The 16,843-nt window shown below is 66.6% G+C and carries 14 protein-coding genes; 12 read left to right on the top strand and 2 right to left on the bottom strand.

Annotation, left to right across the window (positions count from 1 at the left end; genetic code table 11):
• The 4 genes from CF70_RS01975 to CF70_RS01955 form a co-directional block, all read left to right on the top strand.
• Positions 1 to 1,299 (top strand): ethanolamine ammonia-lyase subunit EutB (locus tag CF70_RS01975; protein WP_235184854.1); only part of this gene is annotated, 1,299 nt, incomplete at its 5' end.
• 13 nt (positions 1,300 to 1,312) lie between these two features.
• Complete coding sequence (gene eutC / locus CF70_RS01970; protein WP_035859599.1) at positions 1,313 to 2,113, top strand: ethanolamine ammonia-lyase subunit EutC; 801 nt, start codon at positions 1,313 to 1,315, stop codon at positions 2,111 to 2,113.
• 96 nt (positions 2,114 to 2,209) lie between these two features.
• Positions 2,210 to 3,499: a haloacid dehalogenase-like hydrolase gene (locus CF70_RS01965; protein WP_035859597.1), complete on the top strand. Its 1,290-nt coding sequence runs from the start codon at positions 2,210 to 2,212 to the stop codon at positions 3,497 to 3,499.
• A gap of 215 nt (positions 3,500 to 3,714) precedes the next feature.
• Positions 3,715 to 4,029, top strand: coding sequence for a HigA family addiction module antitoxin (locus CF70_RS01955; RefSeq protein ID WP_035859612.1), 315 nt, complete (start codon positions 3,715 to 3,717; stop codon positions 4,027 to 4,029).
• A gap of 36 nt (positions 4,030 to 4,065) precedes the next feature.
• Here the strand turns inward: CF70_RS01955 and CF70_RS01950 are convergent, their stop codons facing one another.
• Together CF70_RS01950 and CF70_RS01945 are read right to left on the bottom strand one after the other, a co-directional pair.
• Entirely contained in the window at positions 4,066 to 5,490 is a 1,425-nt protein-coding gene (locus CF70_RS01950) for an FAD-binding oxidoreductase (protein WP_035859591.1), read from the bottom strand.
• Between the two features lie 148 nt (positions 5,491 to 5,638).
• On the bottom strand, positions 5,639 to 7,237 hold the full coding sequence (locus CF70_RS01945) for a PLP-dependent aminotransferase family protein (protein WP_200876678.1): 1,599 nt from the start codon (positions 7,235 to 7,237) through the stop codon (positions 5,639 to 5,641).
• Positions 7,238 to 7,421: 184 nt separating this feature from the next.
• Here CF70_RS01945 and CF70_RS01940 point away from each other — a divergent pair, with 184 nt between their 5' ends.
• From CF70_RS01940 to CF70_RS01905, 8 genes are all read left to right on the top strand, one after another.
• Positions 7,422 to 8,768, top strand: a complete 1,347-nt coding sequence (locus tag CF70_RS01940; RefSeq protein ID WP_035859588.1) for an ArgE/DapE family deacylase — start codon at positions 7,422 to 7,424, stop codon at positions 8,766 to 8,768.
• 160 nt (positions 8,769 to 8,928) lie between these two features.
• Positions 8,929 to 10,545, top strand: a complete 1,617-nt coding sequence (locus CF70_RS01935) for an ABC transporter substrate-binding protein (protein ID WP_035859585.1) — start codon at positions 8,929 to 8,931, stop codon at positions 10,543 to 10,545.
• Between the two features lie 158 nt (positions 10,546 to 10,703).
• Positions 10,704 to 11,708, top strand: coding sequence for an ABC transporter permease (locus CF70_RS01930; protein ID WP_035859607.1), 1,005 nt, complete (start codon positions 10,704 to 10,706; stop codon positions 11,706 to 11,708).
• On the top strand, positions 11,705 to 12,544 hold the full coding sequence (locus CF70_RS01925) for an ABC transporter permease (protein ID WP_035859582.1): 840 nt from the start codon (positions 11,705 to 11,707) through the stop codon (positions 12,542 to 12,544). The genes CF70_RS01930 and CF70_RS01925 overlap by 4 nt, the downstream gene beginning before the upstream one ends.
• 18 nt (positions 12,545 to 12,562) lie before the next feature.
• Positions 12,563 to 14,200 (top strand): ABC transporter ATP-binding protein, encoded by a 1,638-nt coding sequence (locus CF70_RS01920; protein ID WP_035859580.1) that lies wholly within the window; start codon positions 12,563 to 12,565, stop codon positions 14,198 to 14,200.
• Positions 14,201 to 14,300: 100 nt separating this feature from the next.
• The gene (locus CF70_RS01915) at positions 14,301 to 14,618 is read left to right on the top strand and encodes a cupin domain-containing protein (RefSeq protein ID WP_035859577.1); all 318 of its coding nucleotides are present in this window, start codon (positions 14,301 to 14,303) and stop codon (positions 14,616 to 14,618) included.
• Between the two features lie 114 nt (positions 14,619 to 14,732).
• Entirely contained in the window at positions 14,733 to 15,812 is a 1,080-nt protein-coding gene (locus CF70_RS01910) for a histone deacetylase family protein (protein WP_035859575.1), read from the top strand.
• Positions 15,809 to 16,738 (top strand): DMT family transporter, encoded by a 930-nt coding sequence (locus tag CF70_RS01905; protein ID WP_081861995.1) that lies wholly within the window; start codon positions 15,809 to 15,811, stop codon positions 16,736 to 16,738. Before CF70_RS01910 ends, CF70_RS01905 begins: the two co-directional genes overlap by 4 nt.
• Positions 16,739 to 16,843 lie beyond the last annotated feature (105 nt).

The raw sequence follows: 16,843 nt of genomic DNA, 5'->3' as shown, positions 1-16,843 counted from the left end.
GGGGGGGGCGGCGGGGGGGGGGGGGCGGCCGCCAGCGAGGAAGAACGCATGGCCGCGCGCATGGCGCTGGCCGAGGTGCCGCTGGCGCATTTCCTGAACGAAGCGCTGGTGCCATACGAAGAGGACGAAGTCACGCGCCTGATCGTCGACCGCCATGACGCGCACGCCTTCCGCGAGATCGCGTCCCTCACCGTAGGCGACTTCCGCAACTGGCTGTTGCTGCACGAGACGGATTCCGCCGTGCTGGCCCGCGTGGCGCCGGGCGTTACGCCCGAGATGGCCGCCGCCGTGAGCAAGCTGATGCGCAACCAGGACCTGGTCGCGGTGGCGCGCAAGTGCCGCGTGGTCACGCGTTTCCGCAACACCATCGGCCTGCCCGGCAGGCTCTCTGTGCGGTTGCAGCCCAACCATCCCACCGACGATGCCCGCGGCATTGCCGCATCGATGATCGATGGCCTGCTGTATGGCTGCGGCGATGCCACCATCGGCATCAACCCGGCTACCGACAATCTCGGTGCCATCGTTACCCTCATGCGCCTGATCGACGACCTGCGCCGCCGCTACGACGTGCCCACGCAATCATGCGTGCTGACCCACGTCACCAATACGTTGCGCGCCATCGAGCAGGGCGCCCCGGTGGACCTGGTGTTCCAGTCGGTGGCCGGCAGCGAGCGCGCCAACGCGGGCTTCGGCATCAGCCTGGCGCTGCTGGCCGAGGCGCATGATGCCGCGCAAAGCCTGGCGCGCGGCACGGTGGGCAACAACGTGATGTACTTCGAGACCGGCCAGGGAAGCGCGCTATCCGCCAACGCGCATCATGACGTGGACCAGCAGACCATGGAAACCCGCGCCTATGCGGTGGCGCGCGAGTTCTCGCCGCTGCTGGTGAATACGGTGGTGGGCTTTATCGGCCCGGAGTATCTCTACGACGGCAAGCAGATCATCCGCGCCGGGCTGGAGGACCACTTCTGCGGCAAGCTGCTTGGCGTGCCGATGGGCTGCGACGTCTGCTACACCAACCATGCCGAGGCCGACCAGGATGACATGGACACGCTGCTGACGCTGTTCGGCGTGGCCGGCATCAACTTCATCATGGGCGTGCCCGGCGCCGACGACATCATGCTGAACTACCAGAGCACCTCCTTCCACGACGCGCTCTACCTGCGCGACACGCTGGGCCTGCGGCCCGCGCCGGAGTTCGAGGCCTGGCTGCAGGCGATGGGCATCTTCGGCGAGGACGGGCGGCTGCTTGAACTCGCCGAGCGCCAACCGCTGCTGCAGCTTGCCCACGGTTTGTGAGACATCGCCAGCCATGAGCCGCAAACTGATCCAGGACAACCCTTGGCAGCGCCTGCGCCAGTTCACCGCCGCGCGCATCGCGCTGGGCCGTGCCGGCCACAGCCAGACCACGGAGGCCGTGCTCGCCTTCGGGCTGGCGCACGCGCAGGCGCGCGACGCCGTGCATCTGCCGCTGGCGCGCGCGGCCATCGAGCAGGCCCTGCGCGACGCGGGTCTTGGCTGCGTGCCTGTGCACAGTGCCGCGCCCGACCGCCAGCACTACCTGCGCCGCCCCGACCTGGGCAGGCAGCTCGATGACGACAGCCGCACACGGCTGGCGCAGGCCCGGCCCGCCGAAACGCCCGACGTGGTGTTCGTGATCGCCGACGGCCTTTCCGCGCTGGCCGCCGAGCGCCACGGCGTGGCCCTGTTGCTGGCGGTGCGCGAACGCCTGCCGGACTGGCGCATCGGGCCGGTGGTGGTGGCCGAGCAATCGCGCGTGGCGTTGGGCGACGAGGCCGGGCACCTGCTCGGCGCGCGCCAGGTGGTGATGCTGATCGGCGAACGGCCCGGGCTGAGTTCGCCGGACAGTCTCGGCATCTATCTCACGCATGACCCGCGGCCTGGGCGCAGCGACGCCGAGCGCAACTGCATCTCCAATGTGCGGCCGGAAGGGCTGCCCTACGCACAGGCCGCCGACAAGCTCGCCTTCCTGCTGCGCGGCGCGCTGGCGCTGGGGCGCAGCGGCGTGGACTTGAAGGACGACAGCGAGCACGCGACGTTGCCCGAACCGGCGCCGGGCACGCTGCCTGCGTCCGGCGCAAAGACTGACTGAGAGACCGATCGATCCGGCCGCCCACGCAGGCGGCCGGGCATTGCCGTGCCGTTTCGCCATCGCACCACAACGACAAAGAAGAGGAAGGAAATCGCCATGAAGCACAAGAGCCTGCTGATCGTATCGCTGCTTGCCGCCGCATTCGCCGCGGGCGGTTGCGCCACGCATGTCCCGGATGCGCCGGCCGCGCTGGTTCAGAGCACGGTGCAGCCGCTTGCCAGGGGCAACTGGGACGCCTTCAACCGTAGCCGCATCGATGCCATGATCGCGGCCTACGGCAAGGGCAGTCCGGCCTACGATGCGCGCAAGCCGCCGTACGCCGTGTTCGACTGGGACAACACCAGCGTCTTCCTCGACATCGAAGAGGCGGTGCTGGTCTACCAGCTGGAGAACCTGCGCTTCGGCGCCACGCCGCAGCAGCTCGACACCGCCATTCGCGTCAATATCCCCGCGAAGGACTTCAACGCACCCTTCAACAACGCCGCGGGCCAGCCGGTCAACATCGACAAGGTGGCGGCGGACATCATCGAGAGCTACACCTGGCTCTACCAGAACTACCGCGGCCTGAAGGGCACGCAATCGCTCGAACAGGTCAAGGCCAACCCGAACTACCAGAACTTCATCGCCAAGATGCGCTATCTGTACGAAGCCATTGGCGACAGTTTCGATCATGCGGTGGCGTATCCGTGGGTGACCTACCACTTCGCCGGCATGACCGAGGCACAGGTTCGCCAGCTCACGGCCGACACTGTCACCTGGCAGCTCGCACAGCCGATCGGGAAGGTGAAGTGGACCAGCCCGGCGGCGCTGCCCGGGCGTGCCGGCGTGGTGTCGGTGAGCTGGAAGAACGGCTTGCGGCTGGTGCCGGAAATGCAGGATCTCTACGGCAAGCTGCGCAATGCGGGCTTCGATGTATGGGTTTGCTCGGCGTCGTTCGTCGATGTGATCAAGGAGATCTCCTCCAACCCCGCGTATGGCTACAGCAACCCCGCCGACCGCGTGCTGGCGATGGAACTGGAGCGCAACGCGCAAGGCGTGATCCAGCCCGAGTTCCGCCACGGCTACGACCAGACCCAGGGCAAGGGCAAGACCAGGACCATCGAGCGTTTCCTGGTGCCGCGCTACGGCTATGGCCCGGCGTTTGTCGCCGGCGATAGCGAAGGCGACCAGAACATGATGCAGGACTTCGCCGATACCCGCGCGGTGCTGATCGTCAACCGGCTTCGTGCCAGCGATATCGGCAAGTTGTCGGCCGCGGCGGTGCAGAGTTATGGCAAGCCGGATGCGAAGTATCTGCTGCAAGGGCGCGACGATAATGCCGGGGTGTTTGTGGCTTCGCAGGAGCATACGGCGCTGGGGGCGAAGGAGGGGAAGTTGTTGAAGTAGGCGGTAGGCGCTTGGCGAGCGCGGTCGGCACCGCGCTCGCTCCGATCTCCTGGTCGTTTATCGGTAAGCGATATATCATGCCGTCGCGATTCAGTCGTTCAAATGCGAAGACACTGCGGCCGCTGTTCAGCGGCCGTCGTGTGCCGCGATTCGCCAACATCAGGGCTGGCCCGGAGGCCGTCGAGATCGTGGACTATCACTGAATGGAGATCACCATGGCCCGCTTCCAGAATGGCATGCGACCGGTCCATCCCGGCGAAATCCTCCGCGAGGAGTTTCTCGCGCCTCTGGGCATGAGTGCCAATGCGCTCGCCGTGGCACTGCACGTGACCGCAGCCCGCGTCAATGACATCGTGCGCGAGCGTCGGGGCATTACGCCAGATACCGCTCTGCGGCTGGCGCGCTACTTCGGCGGCGATGCTGAATCCTGGCTTAACCTGCAGCAGTCTTACGACCTGAAGGTCGCTCAGCGCGAGCACGGCAAGAGGATTGCCGCCGAAATCGCGCCACGCGATCTCGAGGCGGCCTGAGCGCGCCCGCCCGTTTCTGGTGACACCGAGCCGTCCTCAATCCAGATCAAACACCCGCCCGGGGCTGAGGATGTTGTGCGGGTCCAGCGAGCGCTTGAGCAAGCGCATCAATCCCAGTTCCTCCGGCGTGCGCGAGCAGTGCAGGTAGGGCTTCTTGTGAAAGCCGATGCCGTGCTCGGCAGAGACGCTGCCCTTGAACTCCCGCACCACGCCATACATCACGTCGGAAATCTCGTGCTCCGGGAAGTCTGCGTCGGTAGCGCCCGGCAGGTACACGCTGACGTGCAGGTTGCTGTCACCCACGTGACCGAAATTGACCAGTTCCGCATGTGGCCACACGGCCAGCATGCGTGCGCGCAGCGTGTCGGCGAACTCGCCGATGCGGCCGATCGGCAGGCTCACGTCGTAGGCGGCGTTGGGCGCCCACATCACCGGGAATTCGGCGACTGCGTCGCGCAGTTGCCAGAAGCTCTCCGCTTCCTTGTTGCTGGAGGCCACCGCCGCGTCCCGGATCAGGCCGGCTTCCATGGCGGACTCCAACATGCCTTCGAAGGCCGCGGCATCCTGCGCATCGTCATTGCCCTGCAGGTCGAGCAGCACGTAGAAGGGATGGCCTTCGGGCAGCGGCGCGCGCACGCCGGCCACGCGCGTGGTCACGAGGTTGTAGAAGTCCGCCCACATCGCTTCGAAGGCGGATAGCCGGCCCGAGAGCTTGCGCTGCGCATGGCGCAGCAGGCGCACCACGTCGTCGTAGCTTTCGAGCGCGCACAGCGCCGTCTGCGTGGCCGCCGGCAGCGGTGCCAGCCGCAGCACGGCACGCGTGATCACGCCCAGCGTGCCTTCGCTGCCCACGAAGAGCTGGCGCACGTCATAGCCCGCGTTGTTCTTCTGCATCTTGTTGAGCGACGAGACCACCGTGCCATCGGCGAGCACCGCTTCCAGCCCCAGCACCTGGTCGCGCATCATGCCGTAACGGATCACGCGGTTGCCGCCCGCGTTGGTGGCGATATTGCCGCCGATCTGGCAGCTGCCACGCGCGCCCAGATCCACGGCCAGCAGCCAGCCGGCCGCGCGCGCGGCTTCCTGCGCGGCCTGCAGCGTGGTGCCTGCCATCACCGTCATGGTGCCGGCTTGCGCGTCGATCTCTTCCACGCCGCGCATGCGTTCGAGCGACAGCACCACCTCGCCGCCCTCCGGCGTGGCGGCGCCCGCCAGCCCGGTCAGTCCGCCTTGCGGCACCACAGGCTGATGCAGCCGGTTGCACAGCGTCAGCACGGCCGCTACCTCCTCCGTATTGCGCGGGCGCACCACCGCCAACGGCGGCACCGCGCCAAGCGGTGCGTACCAGTCCTTGCGGAAACGGGTTTCGATGGCGTCGCCCGTCTGCAGGCCGGCGGCGTCGAGCAGGCTGGCAAGTTCGGTGAGCAGGGTGGCGGACTGGGCTGGCGCGTTGCTTGGCATAGGGGGGAGGAGGTGAAGGGGAAGAACAAGAACAAGAACAAGGACGCTAATGCTATGGAAGGATCAGCCTTGCGTTAAGGGCCAATCCAGCGGGAGGCGATGGCACCATCGCACGGCGCCGCGCGCATGGCAAGCCGCGCACGCGCCATCACGCGCCGCTCCACGCCTCCCGGTTGATGGCCGCCGCAGGCGCGCGGCGCGGTGCCTGCGTGCGTGCCAGGTGCTCCAGCGCGGGTTCGATCACCTCCGCCAGCTTGTTGAATGCAGGCGCGATCTCGGCTTCCGGCACGCAGGCATAGCCCAGCAGCAGGCCCTGCTGCGTCGCCTGCGCGGGATCGGAGAAGTAGCGCGACAGCGGCCGCGTGGACAGGCCCTGGGTACGCGCCGCCATGCTGATGCCGAGATCGTCGGCGCCCGGCGGCAGGTGGATCACCATGTGCAGGCCGGCCTCGTGCGTGGACGTGGGCCAGGCCGCGCCGAGGCGCGCCGCGATGGACTCGCGCAGCAGGCCCTGGCGTTGCGCGTAGCGCTGCCGCATGCGCCGGATATGCGTGGCGTAATGCCCTTCCTCGATAAAGTCGGCGAGCACCGCCTGCTGTACCAGTTGTCCCTCGCGGAACAACTCCGAAAGCCCTGTGGCGAAGTGCGGCGCGAGCGGCTTGGGCAGCACCATGAAGCCCATGCGCAAGCCGGGGAACAGCGTCTTGGAGAACGTGCCCATGTAGATCACGCGGTCGTGTTCGTCCAGCCCTTGCAGCGAGGCCAGCGGCCGGCCTTCGAAGCGGAATTCGCTGTCGTAGTCGTCCTCCACGATCCAGGCGCCGCGCTGGCGTGCGTATTCCAGCAGCATGCGCCGGCGCGACAGGCTCATCACCATGCCCAGCGGATACTGGTGCGAGGGCGTGGCAAAGATAAAGCGCGGCGGATTCTGCAAGGTAGCCGCATCCGGGGCGAGCCCCTCGCTGTCCACGGGGACCGGAATGGTCTCGATGCCCGCGCTGTTCAGCAGGCTGCGGGTGCCCCAGTAGCCCGGGTCTTCCATCCACGCCTTGTCGCCGACGTCGCCCAGCAGGCGGGCGATCAGGTCGATGGCCTGGTGGATGCCAGTGGTCAGGATGATCTGCTCGGGCTCGCAGCGCACCGAGCGCACCAGCCGCAGGTGCTCGGCCAGCACGCGGCGCAGCGGCATGTAGCCGCCGTTATGGGCATAGGTCAGCAGTTCGGGGCGCGGCGCGCGCCAGTGCTTGTTCAGCAGGCGTGCCCACACGGCGTGCGGAAACAGCGACACGTCGGGTACGCCCGCAACGAATGCGCCCCATTGCCGATCCGATGCACCGGAGTGCGATATCAGGTGCTGGCCGCGGCGCGAAAGCGTGAACCGGTTCGGGTTCTGCTGCATCGCAGGCACTGCCATGGTGCCACTTTGCGCCCTGTGGTTGTGCAATGCACTATGGTCGGGAAAACTTTGCGAGACGAAGGTGCCACTTCCGCTCGCCGCTGTGACATAGCCTTCCGCGAGCAACTGCTCATAAGCGTAAAGCACGGTATTGCGGGAAACCCCTACCTCTTTCGACAGCAGGCGCGAGGCAGGCAGCTTGGTGCCCGCAACCAATGATCCGGCAAGGATTTCCTGGCGAATGATCTCGTAGAGCTGGCGGTTCATATGCGCGCCATTCTTGTCCGTCGCGCCGTCCGCAGGCCGCTCCAGACGCTGCAACAGCAGTTCGGACAGAATCGTCTCTTTCAAAGCGGCCCCTAGTGAAAAGAAAAATATGGATCTATGTATGGTACCAATGATCCGCTAAGTTTCCACCCATCGTATGTCGATCGTCGTTTTCCTGAACGGCGTTTTGCCGATCCGGCCCATCCGGCCGAGTTGCCCTCTCCGGACACACGCCCGTTGCGTGCGCCGGACCCCCGTGGAGCCACTTATGCATCGTCCTGCAGGCAGTTCCGGTTTGTCCTCCATTGCCACACCCACGCTTTCCACCGACGAGATCGCCGCCGCAGTGCGCGCGCTGGAGCCGTACATGGTGCGCACGCTGTCGGAGTTCGTGGCGGCGCCCAGTCCCTCCGGACAGGAACAGCCGGCCGTGGCGTTCATGGAAGGCGCGCTGCGCGAACTTGGCCTGGAGCCCGAGCGCATCTACCTGCGCAGCGAGACGCTCAAGGACCTGCCGCTGTTCTCGCCGCCGTGCTGTCCCGACGGCGGCCGCTACAACCTGCTGGCCACGCACAGGCCGGTGGCCAAGGGCGGCCGTTCCGTGTTGTTCAACGGCCATCTGGATGTGGTGCCCACCGGACCGGAGTCGATGTGGCGCCAGTCGCCCTATGCGCCCTTCGTCGAGGACGGCTGGCTGTTCGGCCGCGGCGCGGGCGATATGAAGGCCGGCATCATCTGCACGCTGGCCGCCTACAAGGCGCTGAAGGATCTCGGCGTGCAGCCCGCCGGCGCGGTCGGTTTCAACTCCGTACTCGAAGAAGAGAACACCGGCAATGGCGCGCTCGCCACCGTGGCCGCGCTGCGCAGCGCGGTGGGCGCCGGCAAGCTGGCTTCCTTCGACACCGTGGTGATTCCCGAGCCGCTGGGCGAGAGCCTGATGAGCGCGCAGATGGGCGTGTTCTGGATGTTCGTGGAACTGACCGGGCGGCCCGCGCACGCGGCCTACATGACCAGCGGCGTGAACCCGGTGGAAGCCGGCATCGAAGTGATGGCCGGCCTGCGCAAGCTCGAGGCCGAGTGGAACCTGCCCGAGAACCGTCCCGCCGCCTATCGCGACCACGCCCACCCGATCAACTTCAACCTTGGCCAGATCCAGGGCGGCGAGTGGAATTCGTCGGTGCCCTGCACCTGCACGCTGGGGATCCGCATCGGCTTCTACCCGACCATGAGCGTGACCGATGCCAAGGCGCGGGTCGCGGCCTGCGTGCAAGCCACGCTGGATCGCCTGGCCAGCAACCTGACACTCAATATCCGCTACGAAGGTTTCCACGCGCCCGGTTGCGAGTTCGATCTCGATGTGCCCAGCATGCAGGCGCTGGGCGAGGCGCACCGCAAGGTCAATGGCGAGGCAGTGCGGCGCGAGGCCACCACCGCCACCACCGATGCGCGGCACTTCCGCCTGATGCTGGAGACGCCGGTGACCTGCTACGGACCGCAGGCCCGCAACATCCACGGCATCGACGAGTCGGTTTCCATCGAAAGCATGGTGCGCGTCGCCACCACGCTCGCGCAGTTCATGCACGACTGGTGCGGTGTCGAGCCGGTCGCTACCTGAGTCAACGCGTCAATGCGTCAATGCGTCGGCGTGTCCGCATGGCGGCGCGCGGCACTCGCGCGGCTTGACGGGGCTGCATGAGGTGCCATGGACCCAGGCAATCGAAGTTAGTCGTCTTCCGTATCCGCAGATCACGATCACCACCACAGGAAACTGACCGATGAAACACCTCACCCAACACCTGAAAAAGAGCTTTGGCAAAAGCCTGGTGTCGATGGCGCTGGCCACCGCCGGCCTGGCCCTGGCACCGGTACTATTGCCCGCGGGCAACGCTGCCGCGCAGACCGCCGGCGGCACCTTGTCCGGCATCGTGCAACCCGAGCCGCCGATCCTGATCAGCGCGATGAACTCGCAGGCGCCCACGCAATACATCGCCGGCAAGATCTACCAGGGCCTGCTGACCTACGGCCCCGACCTGAAGCCGCGCCCGGAACTGGCCAAGTCGTGGAAGATCTCGCCCGATGGCCTGACCTACACGTTCGAGCTGCAGAGCGGCGTGAAGTGGCATGACGGCAAGCCCTTCACCTCCGCCGACGTGGTGTTCTCGATCGACAAGATGCTGCGCGAAGTCCACGTGCGTACCCGCGCGGTGCTCAACAAGTACATGGAGTCGATCCGCGCGGTGAACGACAGCACGGTCGAGATCAAGCTCAAGGAAGCCTTCCCGCCGTTTATCTCGATGTTCGAGACCGGCACCATGCCGATGATGCCCAAGCACATCTACGACGGCACCGACTACCGCAACAACCCGGCCAACCAGAAGCCCGTCGGCACCGGCCCCTTCGTGTTCAAGGAGTGGAAGAAGGGTGCCTATATCAAGCTGGCCAAGAACCCCAACTACTGGAAGAAGGGCAAGCCCTACCTGGATGAGCTGGTCTTCTACGTGATCCCGGATTCGGCTTCGCGCGCGGTTGCCTTCGAGAAGGGCGACGTGCAGGTGCTGCGCGGCGGCGACGTCGACAACGTGGACGTCAAGCGCCTGCGCGCGCTGCCCAATGTGGAATACACCACCAAGGGCTGGGAGCTGTTCTCGCCGATGTCGAACCTGCTGATGAACACGCGCAAGCCACCGTTCAACAACGTCAAGGTGCGCCAGGCGGTGATGCACGCGCTCAATCGCAAGATGATCGTGGACAACATCTTCTTCGGCATGGGCAAGCCGGCGACCAGCCCGTTCGCCTCGGCCACGCTGTTCTTCGACAAGAACACGCCGGCCTACGATTTCAACCTGAAGAAGGCGCGCGAGCTGATCAAGGAGTCCGGCGTCAACGTGGGCCAGTACCCGGTCAAGATCCTGTCCTCGTCCTACGGCGCCAACTGGGACCGCCTTGACGAGTACATGAAGCAGATGCTGGAACAGCTCGGCTTCAAGGTCAGCATCGAGTCCGCCGATGCTGGCACCTGGTCCGCCCGCGTCAGCAACTGGGACTTCGACCTGACCGCCACCTACACCTACCAGTACGGCGATCCGGCGCTGGGCGTGGAACGGCTCTACGTGACCAGGAACATCGTCAAGGGTACGCCGTTCGCCAATGTGCAGGGCTACAGCAATCCGCAATCGGATGAACTGTGGGCCAAGGCCAGCATCACCATGGACCCGGCGGAGCGCCAGAAGCTCTACACCGAGGTGCAGAAGATCCTGATGACGGAAGTGGCCGCGGGCAACCTGTTCGAGCTGGAGTTCCCCACGCTGTACCGCAAGAACGTCAAGAACCTCGTGACCACGGCCATCGGCCTGAACGAGTCGTTCGACAACGTCTCCATCGAGAAGAACTGAGTACGCGAGTACGAAGCCGCCAGTAAGTTCGCGCGCCGGGCAACCCGCCTGGCGCGCGCGAGATGGTGCCGGCCAAGCCCGTCGCCGCCGCGCCCCGCCAGGAGCGCGGCAATGGCGCGGCCGGCCCGGGCCCAGCGTTTGCCCGTGTGGAGCATGCCGTGAATTTTCTCTCTTTCCTGCTATCCCGGCTGTGGAAGGCCCTCGTGGTCGTCCTCGGCGTGGTCATCATCAACTTCTTCCTGATCCGCATGGCGCCGGGAGACCCCGCCACCGTGCTGGCGGGCGAGGCCGGCGCGGGCGATGCCGCCTTCGTGGGCCAGTTGCGCCAGCAGTTCGGGCTCGACCAGCCGGTGCTGACGCAGCTTGGCATCTACCTGAAAGGCGTGGCCACGCTCGATCTCGGCTACTCCTATCGCAATCACCTGCCGGTGCTCGACCTGATCCTGGACCGGCTGCCCGCCACCATCGTGCTGATGAGCGGCGCCTTCGTCTTCTCTCTCGTGCTCGGCGTGTTCCTGGGCGTGGTCTCGGCGCGCACGCGCTATGAGAACAAGCGGCGCTGGATCGACAGCGCGGTGATGTCCGGCGCGCTGCTGCTGTACGCCACACCGCTGTTCTGGCTGTCGCTGATGGCCATCATCCTGTTTTCGGTGGTGCTCGGCTGGCTGCCCGCCTTTGGCATGGAGACCATCGGTGCGGGCTATACGGGCATGGCGCGCGTGCAGGACGTGGCGCTGCACATGATCCTGCCGACCATCTCGCTGGGCTGCTTTTTCATGGCGGTGTATGTGCGCCTGACGCGGGCCTCGATGCTGGAAGTGATGGGCATGGACTTCGTCAAGACCGCGCGCGCCAAAGGCGTGCCCGCCGGGCGCGTGATCCGCGTGCATGTGCTGCGCAACGCGCTGCTGCCGGTGATCACCTTTGCCGGCATCCAGCTCGGCCAGATGGCGGGCGGCGCGGTGCTGACCGAAACCGTCTTCTCCTGGCCGGGCATCGGCCGGCTGATGTTCGATGCCCTGCTGCAGCGTGACTACCAGCTGCTGCTCGGGATCTTCTTCGTCACCTCGGCGCTGGTGGTGTTCTTTAACCTGGTGACGGACATCGTCTACCGCTTTATCGACCCGCGCATCTCGGTGGGCGGCAAGGGAGCCACGGCATGAAAGCCTTCGCACAACGTTATTGCCGCAACTACGGCGCGGTGATCGGCCTGGTCGTGCTGCTGCTGGTGGTGGCCGTGGCGCTCCTGGCGCCGGTGCTGTACGAGGAGTCGCCCTGGCTGATGGTGGGCGATCCGCTGGTGCGCCCGTTCGCCGAAGCGGCCTTTCCCTTCGGTACCGACATGCTCGGGCGCGACATCACCGCCGGCATGCTGTACGGCGCGCGCGTCTCGCTGCTGGTGGGCGTGATCTCCACCGGCGTGGCGCTGGTGTTCGGCATCCTGATCGGCTCGGTGGCCGGCTATTGCGGCGGCCGCATCGACGACGCGCTGATGCGTTTCACCGAGTTCTTCCAGACCATTCCGCAACTGGCGATGGCAGTGGTGATCGTGGCGATCTTCAATCCCACCATCTACTCCATCGTGGCCGCCATCTCGGTGGTGTCGTGGCCGCCGGTCGCGCGGCTGGTGCGCGGCGAGTTCCTCACCCTCAAGCAGCGCGAATTCGTGCAGGCCGCGGTGGTGATCGGGCAGAAGCCGCTGAGGATCATCCTCACGCAGATCCTGCCGAACGCCATGTCGCCCATCATCGTGTCGGCCTCCTTCATGGTGGCGACCGCGATCCTGACCGAGTCGGCGCTGTCCTTCCTGGGCCTGGGCGACCGCAACATGATGAGCTGGGGCTTCATGATCGGCGCGGCCCGCACCATGATTCGCGAAGCCTGGTGGATGAGCGTGTGGCCCGGCGTGGCCATCCTGCTGACGGTGCTGTCCATCAACCTGATCGGCGAAGGCCTGAACGACGCCATGAACCCGCAACTGCGCCGCCGCGGCGAGTAAGCACAAGGAACACGCACCATGCAAGCACCAGACAAGCTACCGCTGCTATCCGTGCGCGACCTCACCATCGCGCTGCCCGCCGGCGGCGACCGCGCGCACGCGGTGAAGGACGTGAGCTACGACCTGCACGCCGGAGAGATCCTCTGCATCGTCGGCGAGTCCGGCTCGGGCAAGTCGATGAGCGCCAACGCCATCATGGGCCTGCTGCCGCCCTACCTGAAGCCGCGGGGCGGCCAGATCCTGTTCCAGGGCAAGGACCTGCTGGCACAGGACGAGCAGACCCTGCTGTCCATGCGGGGCAAGGAAATGGCGATGGTGTTCCAGGAGCCGCTATCGGCCCTGAACCCGGTGATGACGGTGGGCGACCAGATCGCCGAGGTCATGCGCGTGCACGACGCCTGTCCGGGCGAGGCGCGTACCCGGCGTGTACTGGAGTTGCTGGCGTTCGTGGGCCTGCCCGATCCCGCTACGCTGATCCACAGCTATCCGTTCCGCCTGTCCGGCGGGCAGCGGCAGCGCGTGGTGATCGCCATGGCGCTCGCGCTGGAGCCGGCGCTGCTGATCGCCGACGAACCCACCACGGCGCTCGACGTCACCACGCAGGCCCAGATCCTGGCGCTGATCAAGCGCATCCAGGCGGAGAAGGGCATGGGCGTGATGTTCGTCACGCATGACTTTGGCGTGGTGGCGGAGATTGCCGACCGCGTCGCGGTGATGGAGAAGGGCGTGCTGGTGGAAGTCGGGACGGTGCAGCAAGTGCTCAACCACCCGCAGCATCCCTATACCCGCCGCCTGATCGGCGCGGTGCCGCACGGACGCGCCAAGGCGCGCGACCAGCAGGCGGCCGAGATCGTGCTGGATGTGCGCGGGCTGCGCAAGACGTACGCTTCCGGCGGCGGACTGTTCAGCAAGAAGCGCGTGGTCAACGCCGTGGACGGCGTGAGCTTCAGCGTGCGGCGCGGCCAGACGCTGGGCATCGTCGGCGAGTCCGGCTCGGGCAAGTCCACCATCGGCAAATGCCTGCTGAAGCTGACCGATATCGACGGCGGCGAACTGCTGTTCGACGGGCAGGATATCGCGCGCCTGTCCGAGCGCCAGTTCCGTCCGCTGCGCAGCGACGTGCAGATGATTTTCCAGGACCCGTTCGCCTCGCTCAACCCGCGTCATACGGTGGGCCGCATCATCACCGACGGCCCGGTGGCCAACGGCGTGCCGCTGGCCAGGGCGCAGGCCCGCGGCCGCGAGCTGCTGCAGCTGGTAGGGCTGGAGGCGTCCGCCTTCGACCGTTATCCCAACCAGTTCTCCGGCGGCCAGCGCCAGCGTATCGGCATCGCGCGTGCGCTGGCGCTGGAGCCGAAGCTGCTGGTGGCCGACGAATCCGTCTCCGCGCTCGATGTCTCGGTGCAGGCGCAGGTGCTGCAACTGCTGAGCGACTTGCAGAAGCGGCTCGACATCGGCCTGATCTTCATCACCCACGACTTGCGGGTTGCCGCCCAGATCTGCCACCACGTGATCGTGATGCACAAGGGCAAGGTGGTGGAGTCCGGACCGCCCGGACAGATCTTCGACGCGCCGCTGCACGATTACACGCAACGGCTGATTGCCGCGATTCCCGGCAAGGAGTGGGACCCGACGCTGATCCGGGCCGCCGCCTGAAGCCGCGCGCGCCATGCGGCCCGCGACCTCGCTGGGCGGCGTGGACCACCAAGCCGCTAAGCCTTTGCCACAACACATATCGCTTTCAGGAGCATCCGCCATGAGCAGACCCCAGGCCGTCCCCACCGTGCAGGTCGACAACGACCGCGTGGTCGTCACCGAGTGGCGCTTCGCGCCTGGCGCGGAGACCGGCCATCATCGCCATGGCTACGACTACGTGGTGGTGCCGATGACCACCGGCGCACTGCGCCTGGAGACGCCGGCCGGCGAGGTCGTCAGCCAGCTCGTGGCGGGCCGCGCCTACTACCGCGGCGCTGGCGTGGAGCACAACGTGATCAATGCGCATGACGGCGAATGCGTGTTCGTGGAAATCGAAATCAAGCAAACCGCCGCGCAGCCGCCCGCCACCGGCAACTGAGTGGCAAGGGATCCAGGCCGGCGATAACGACAACGCGCAAGCTCAGGCGACGTGGTGCCAGGGGTGCCACCCGGCGGCCCGGAAACCGTGAGTCTCACCTTTACAAAAACCATCATGCGCGCCTTCTTCTCGGATGACCAACTGCTGCACCAGCCCCGCCAGTTCATGCGCGCGGGCCGCTTGTGCGAACCTACCGACGTGCCCGCCCGCGCCCACGCGCTGCAACGCGCGCTGGCCGGGCGCGGCATTGCGCTGGCCGAGCCGGCCGACTTCGGCCGCGCGCCGCTGGAGGCGGTGCACAGCCCGGCATATCTCGATTTCCTCGGCTACGCTTACGAGCGCTGGATGGCGCTGGCGCGCCCCGGCTTCGAGCCGGGCATCGAAGTGCTGCCAAATCTCTCCCCGTACTACAACGGCCGCGTGGATCAGCCGCGCCGCGTGCCGTGCCCGACCGACTCCATCATCGCGCAGGCTGGCTACTACCTCGGCGACCTGAGCGCGCCGCTCGGGCCGCATAGCTGGCGTTCCATCCTGCGCTCCGCGCACAGCGCCGTGGCCGCGGCCGGGTACGTCTGCGAGCAGCAGGACCGGCAGGGTGTCGCGTACTCGCTGTCGCGCCCGTCCGGCCACCATGCGCACAGCGACCGCGCGGTGGGCTTCTGCTATGTCAACAACTCGGCCATCGCCGCCGAGACGTTGCTCAAGCGGTTCGACAAGGTAGCGGTGCTCGACGTGGACGCCCACCACGGCGATGGCACCCAGCAGATCTTCTACCAGCGCTCCGACGTGATGACGATCTCGCTGCACGCCGACCCCAGCGCGTATTACCCCTTCTATACCGGCTACGCCAACGAGCGCGGCTATGGCGCGGGCTACGGCTACAACCTGAACTTCCCGCTGCCGCACGGCACCGGGGATGCCGGCTTCCTGGGCGCGCTCGACAACGCGCTCGACGCGCTGCGCGATTACCGGCCGCAGGCGCTGGTACTGGCGCTGGGCTTCGACACCTATATCCACGATCCCATCAGCGTATTGCGCGTCGGGCTGGACGCGTACCGTGGCATCGGTGAGCGCATCAATGCGCTGGGCGTGCCCACGGTGGTGGTGCAGGAGGGCGGCTACGAGGTGGAGGCGATCGGCCCCGCGCTCGACGCTTTCCTGTCTGGCCTTGGCCCTGCGATGGCCGGGGTATGAGCGATTCGGGGCACGCAGGCGCGGCGGGCTGGTGGCGCGGTGGCCTGATCTTTCTCTGCGCGGTGGCGCTGTTCGCCACCGTGGACGCTACCGCCAAGCATCTGGTGGGGCGCTATCCCGCGCCTTTCCTCAATGCCGTGCGCTATGCCGTTACCGCCTCCGTGGCCATCGCCATGCTGGCGGGCTCGGGACGCCTGCGCTTCTGGCGCACGCCCCACCGCGGGCTGCTGGCGCTGCGCGGCGTGATGCTGGCGCTGGTGGGCACCTGCTTCATGACCGCGCTGCTGTGGATGCCGCTGGCCGAGGCCACGGCGATCTATTTCATGTCGCCGCTGGTCATCGTCGCGCTCTCGCCGTGGCTGCTGGGCGAGCGCGTGGGGCCACGCAAGTGGGTGGCGGTGGCGGCGGGCTTCGCGGGCATGCTGCTGATCGTGCGGCCCGGCGGGCAACTGTCGGCAGTGGGCACCGTGCTGATGGTCGCGGCGGCGGTGGCGTATGCCCTGCTGCAACTGCTGACGCGGCGCCTTGCCGGGAAGGTGGAGGCGGGCGTGCAGTACGGTTTCGCGGCGGTGATCTGCATGATTGCCACAGGGCTGCCGGCGCCGTTCTTCCTGCCCGCGGCATGGCCTGGCATGGCGGACTGGCTGGCCATTCTCGCCATGGGATTCATGAGCGCAATCGCACAGGTGCTGCTGATCCTCGCTCTGCAGCGCGCGCCGGCATCTACCGTGGCGCCGCTCAATTATTGCCATTTGCTGCTGGCGCTGGTGTACAGCGCGCTGTGGTTCGGCCGCTGGCCGGATGGTCCCGCCATGGCGGGTATCGCGCTGATCATCGCAGCGGGGCTGTCGTTGACGTTGCCGCTGCGGGGCGGGGTTCGGGCGGGAAATCGCCTTCGTTCCGCTTCTATTGTGGAATCGTCATGAGTGATTTGTAGCGCGGATGGCGCGGCAGCTTGCTGATGATGCGTGTGTCCTGTCCCTTCCCTTAATTAAGACCTAACTTCAAAAGCTTAAAGTCAAAGGCGGTTT

Source organism: Cupriavidus sp. SK-3 (assembly GCF_000611145.1).
In the GTDB taxonomy this organism is placed as follows: domain Bacteria; phylum Pseudomonadota; class Gammaproteobacteria; order Burkholderiales; family Burkholderiaceae; genus Cupriavidus.
The sequence above is the reverse complement of the archived record's forward strand: the minus strand, read 5'-3'. Positions and strand labels throughout refer to the sequence as shown.

Bases quoted from the DNA above. Each gene is read 5' to 3' on its own strand.
- CF70_RS01910 (WP_035859575.1), top strand. From the start codon at position 14,733: ATGCGCGCCTTCTTCTCGGATGACCAACTGCTGCACCAGCCCCGCCAG.
- eutC (WP_035859599.1), top strand. From the start codon at position 1,313: ATGAGCCGCAAACTGATCCAGGACAACCCTTGGCAGCGCCTGCGCCAG.
- CF70_RS01920 (WP_035859580.1), top strand. From the start codon at position 12,563: ATGCAAGCACCAGACAAGCTACCGCTGCTATCCGTGCGCGACCTCACC.
- CF70_RS01940 (WP_035859588.1), top strand. From the start codon at position 7,422: ATGCATCGTCCTGCAGGCAGTTCCGGTTTGTCCTCCATTGCCACACCC.
- CF70_RS01935 (WP_035859585.1), top strand. From the start codon at position 8,929: ATGAAACACCTCACCCAACACCTGAAAAAGAGCTTTGGCAAAAGCCTG.
- CF70_RS01915 (WP_035859577.1), top strand. From the start codon at position 14,301: ATGAGCAGACCCCAGGCCGTCCCCACCGTGCAGGTCGACAACGACCGC.
- CF70_RS01905 (WP_081861995.1), top strand. From the start codon at position 15,809: ATGAGCGATTCGGGGCACGCAGGCGCGGCGGGCTGGTGGCGCGGTGGC.
- CF70_RS01955 (WP_035859612.1), top strand. From the start codon at position 3,715: ATGGCCCGCTTCCAGAATGGCATGCGACCGGTCCATCCCGGCGAAATC.
- CF70_RS01950 (WP_035859591.1), bottom strand. From the start codon at position 5,490: ATGCCAAGCAACGCGCCAGCCCAGTCCGCCACCCTGCTCACCGAACTT.
- CF70_RS01925 (WP_035859582.1), top strand. From the start codon at position 11,705: ATGAAAGCCTTCGCACAACGTTATTGCCGCAACTACGGCGCGGTGATC.
- CF70_RS01965 (WP_035859597.1), top strand. From the start codon at position 2,210: ATGAAGCACAAGAGCCTGCTGATCGTATCGCTGCTTGCCGCCGCATTC.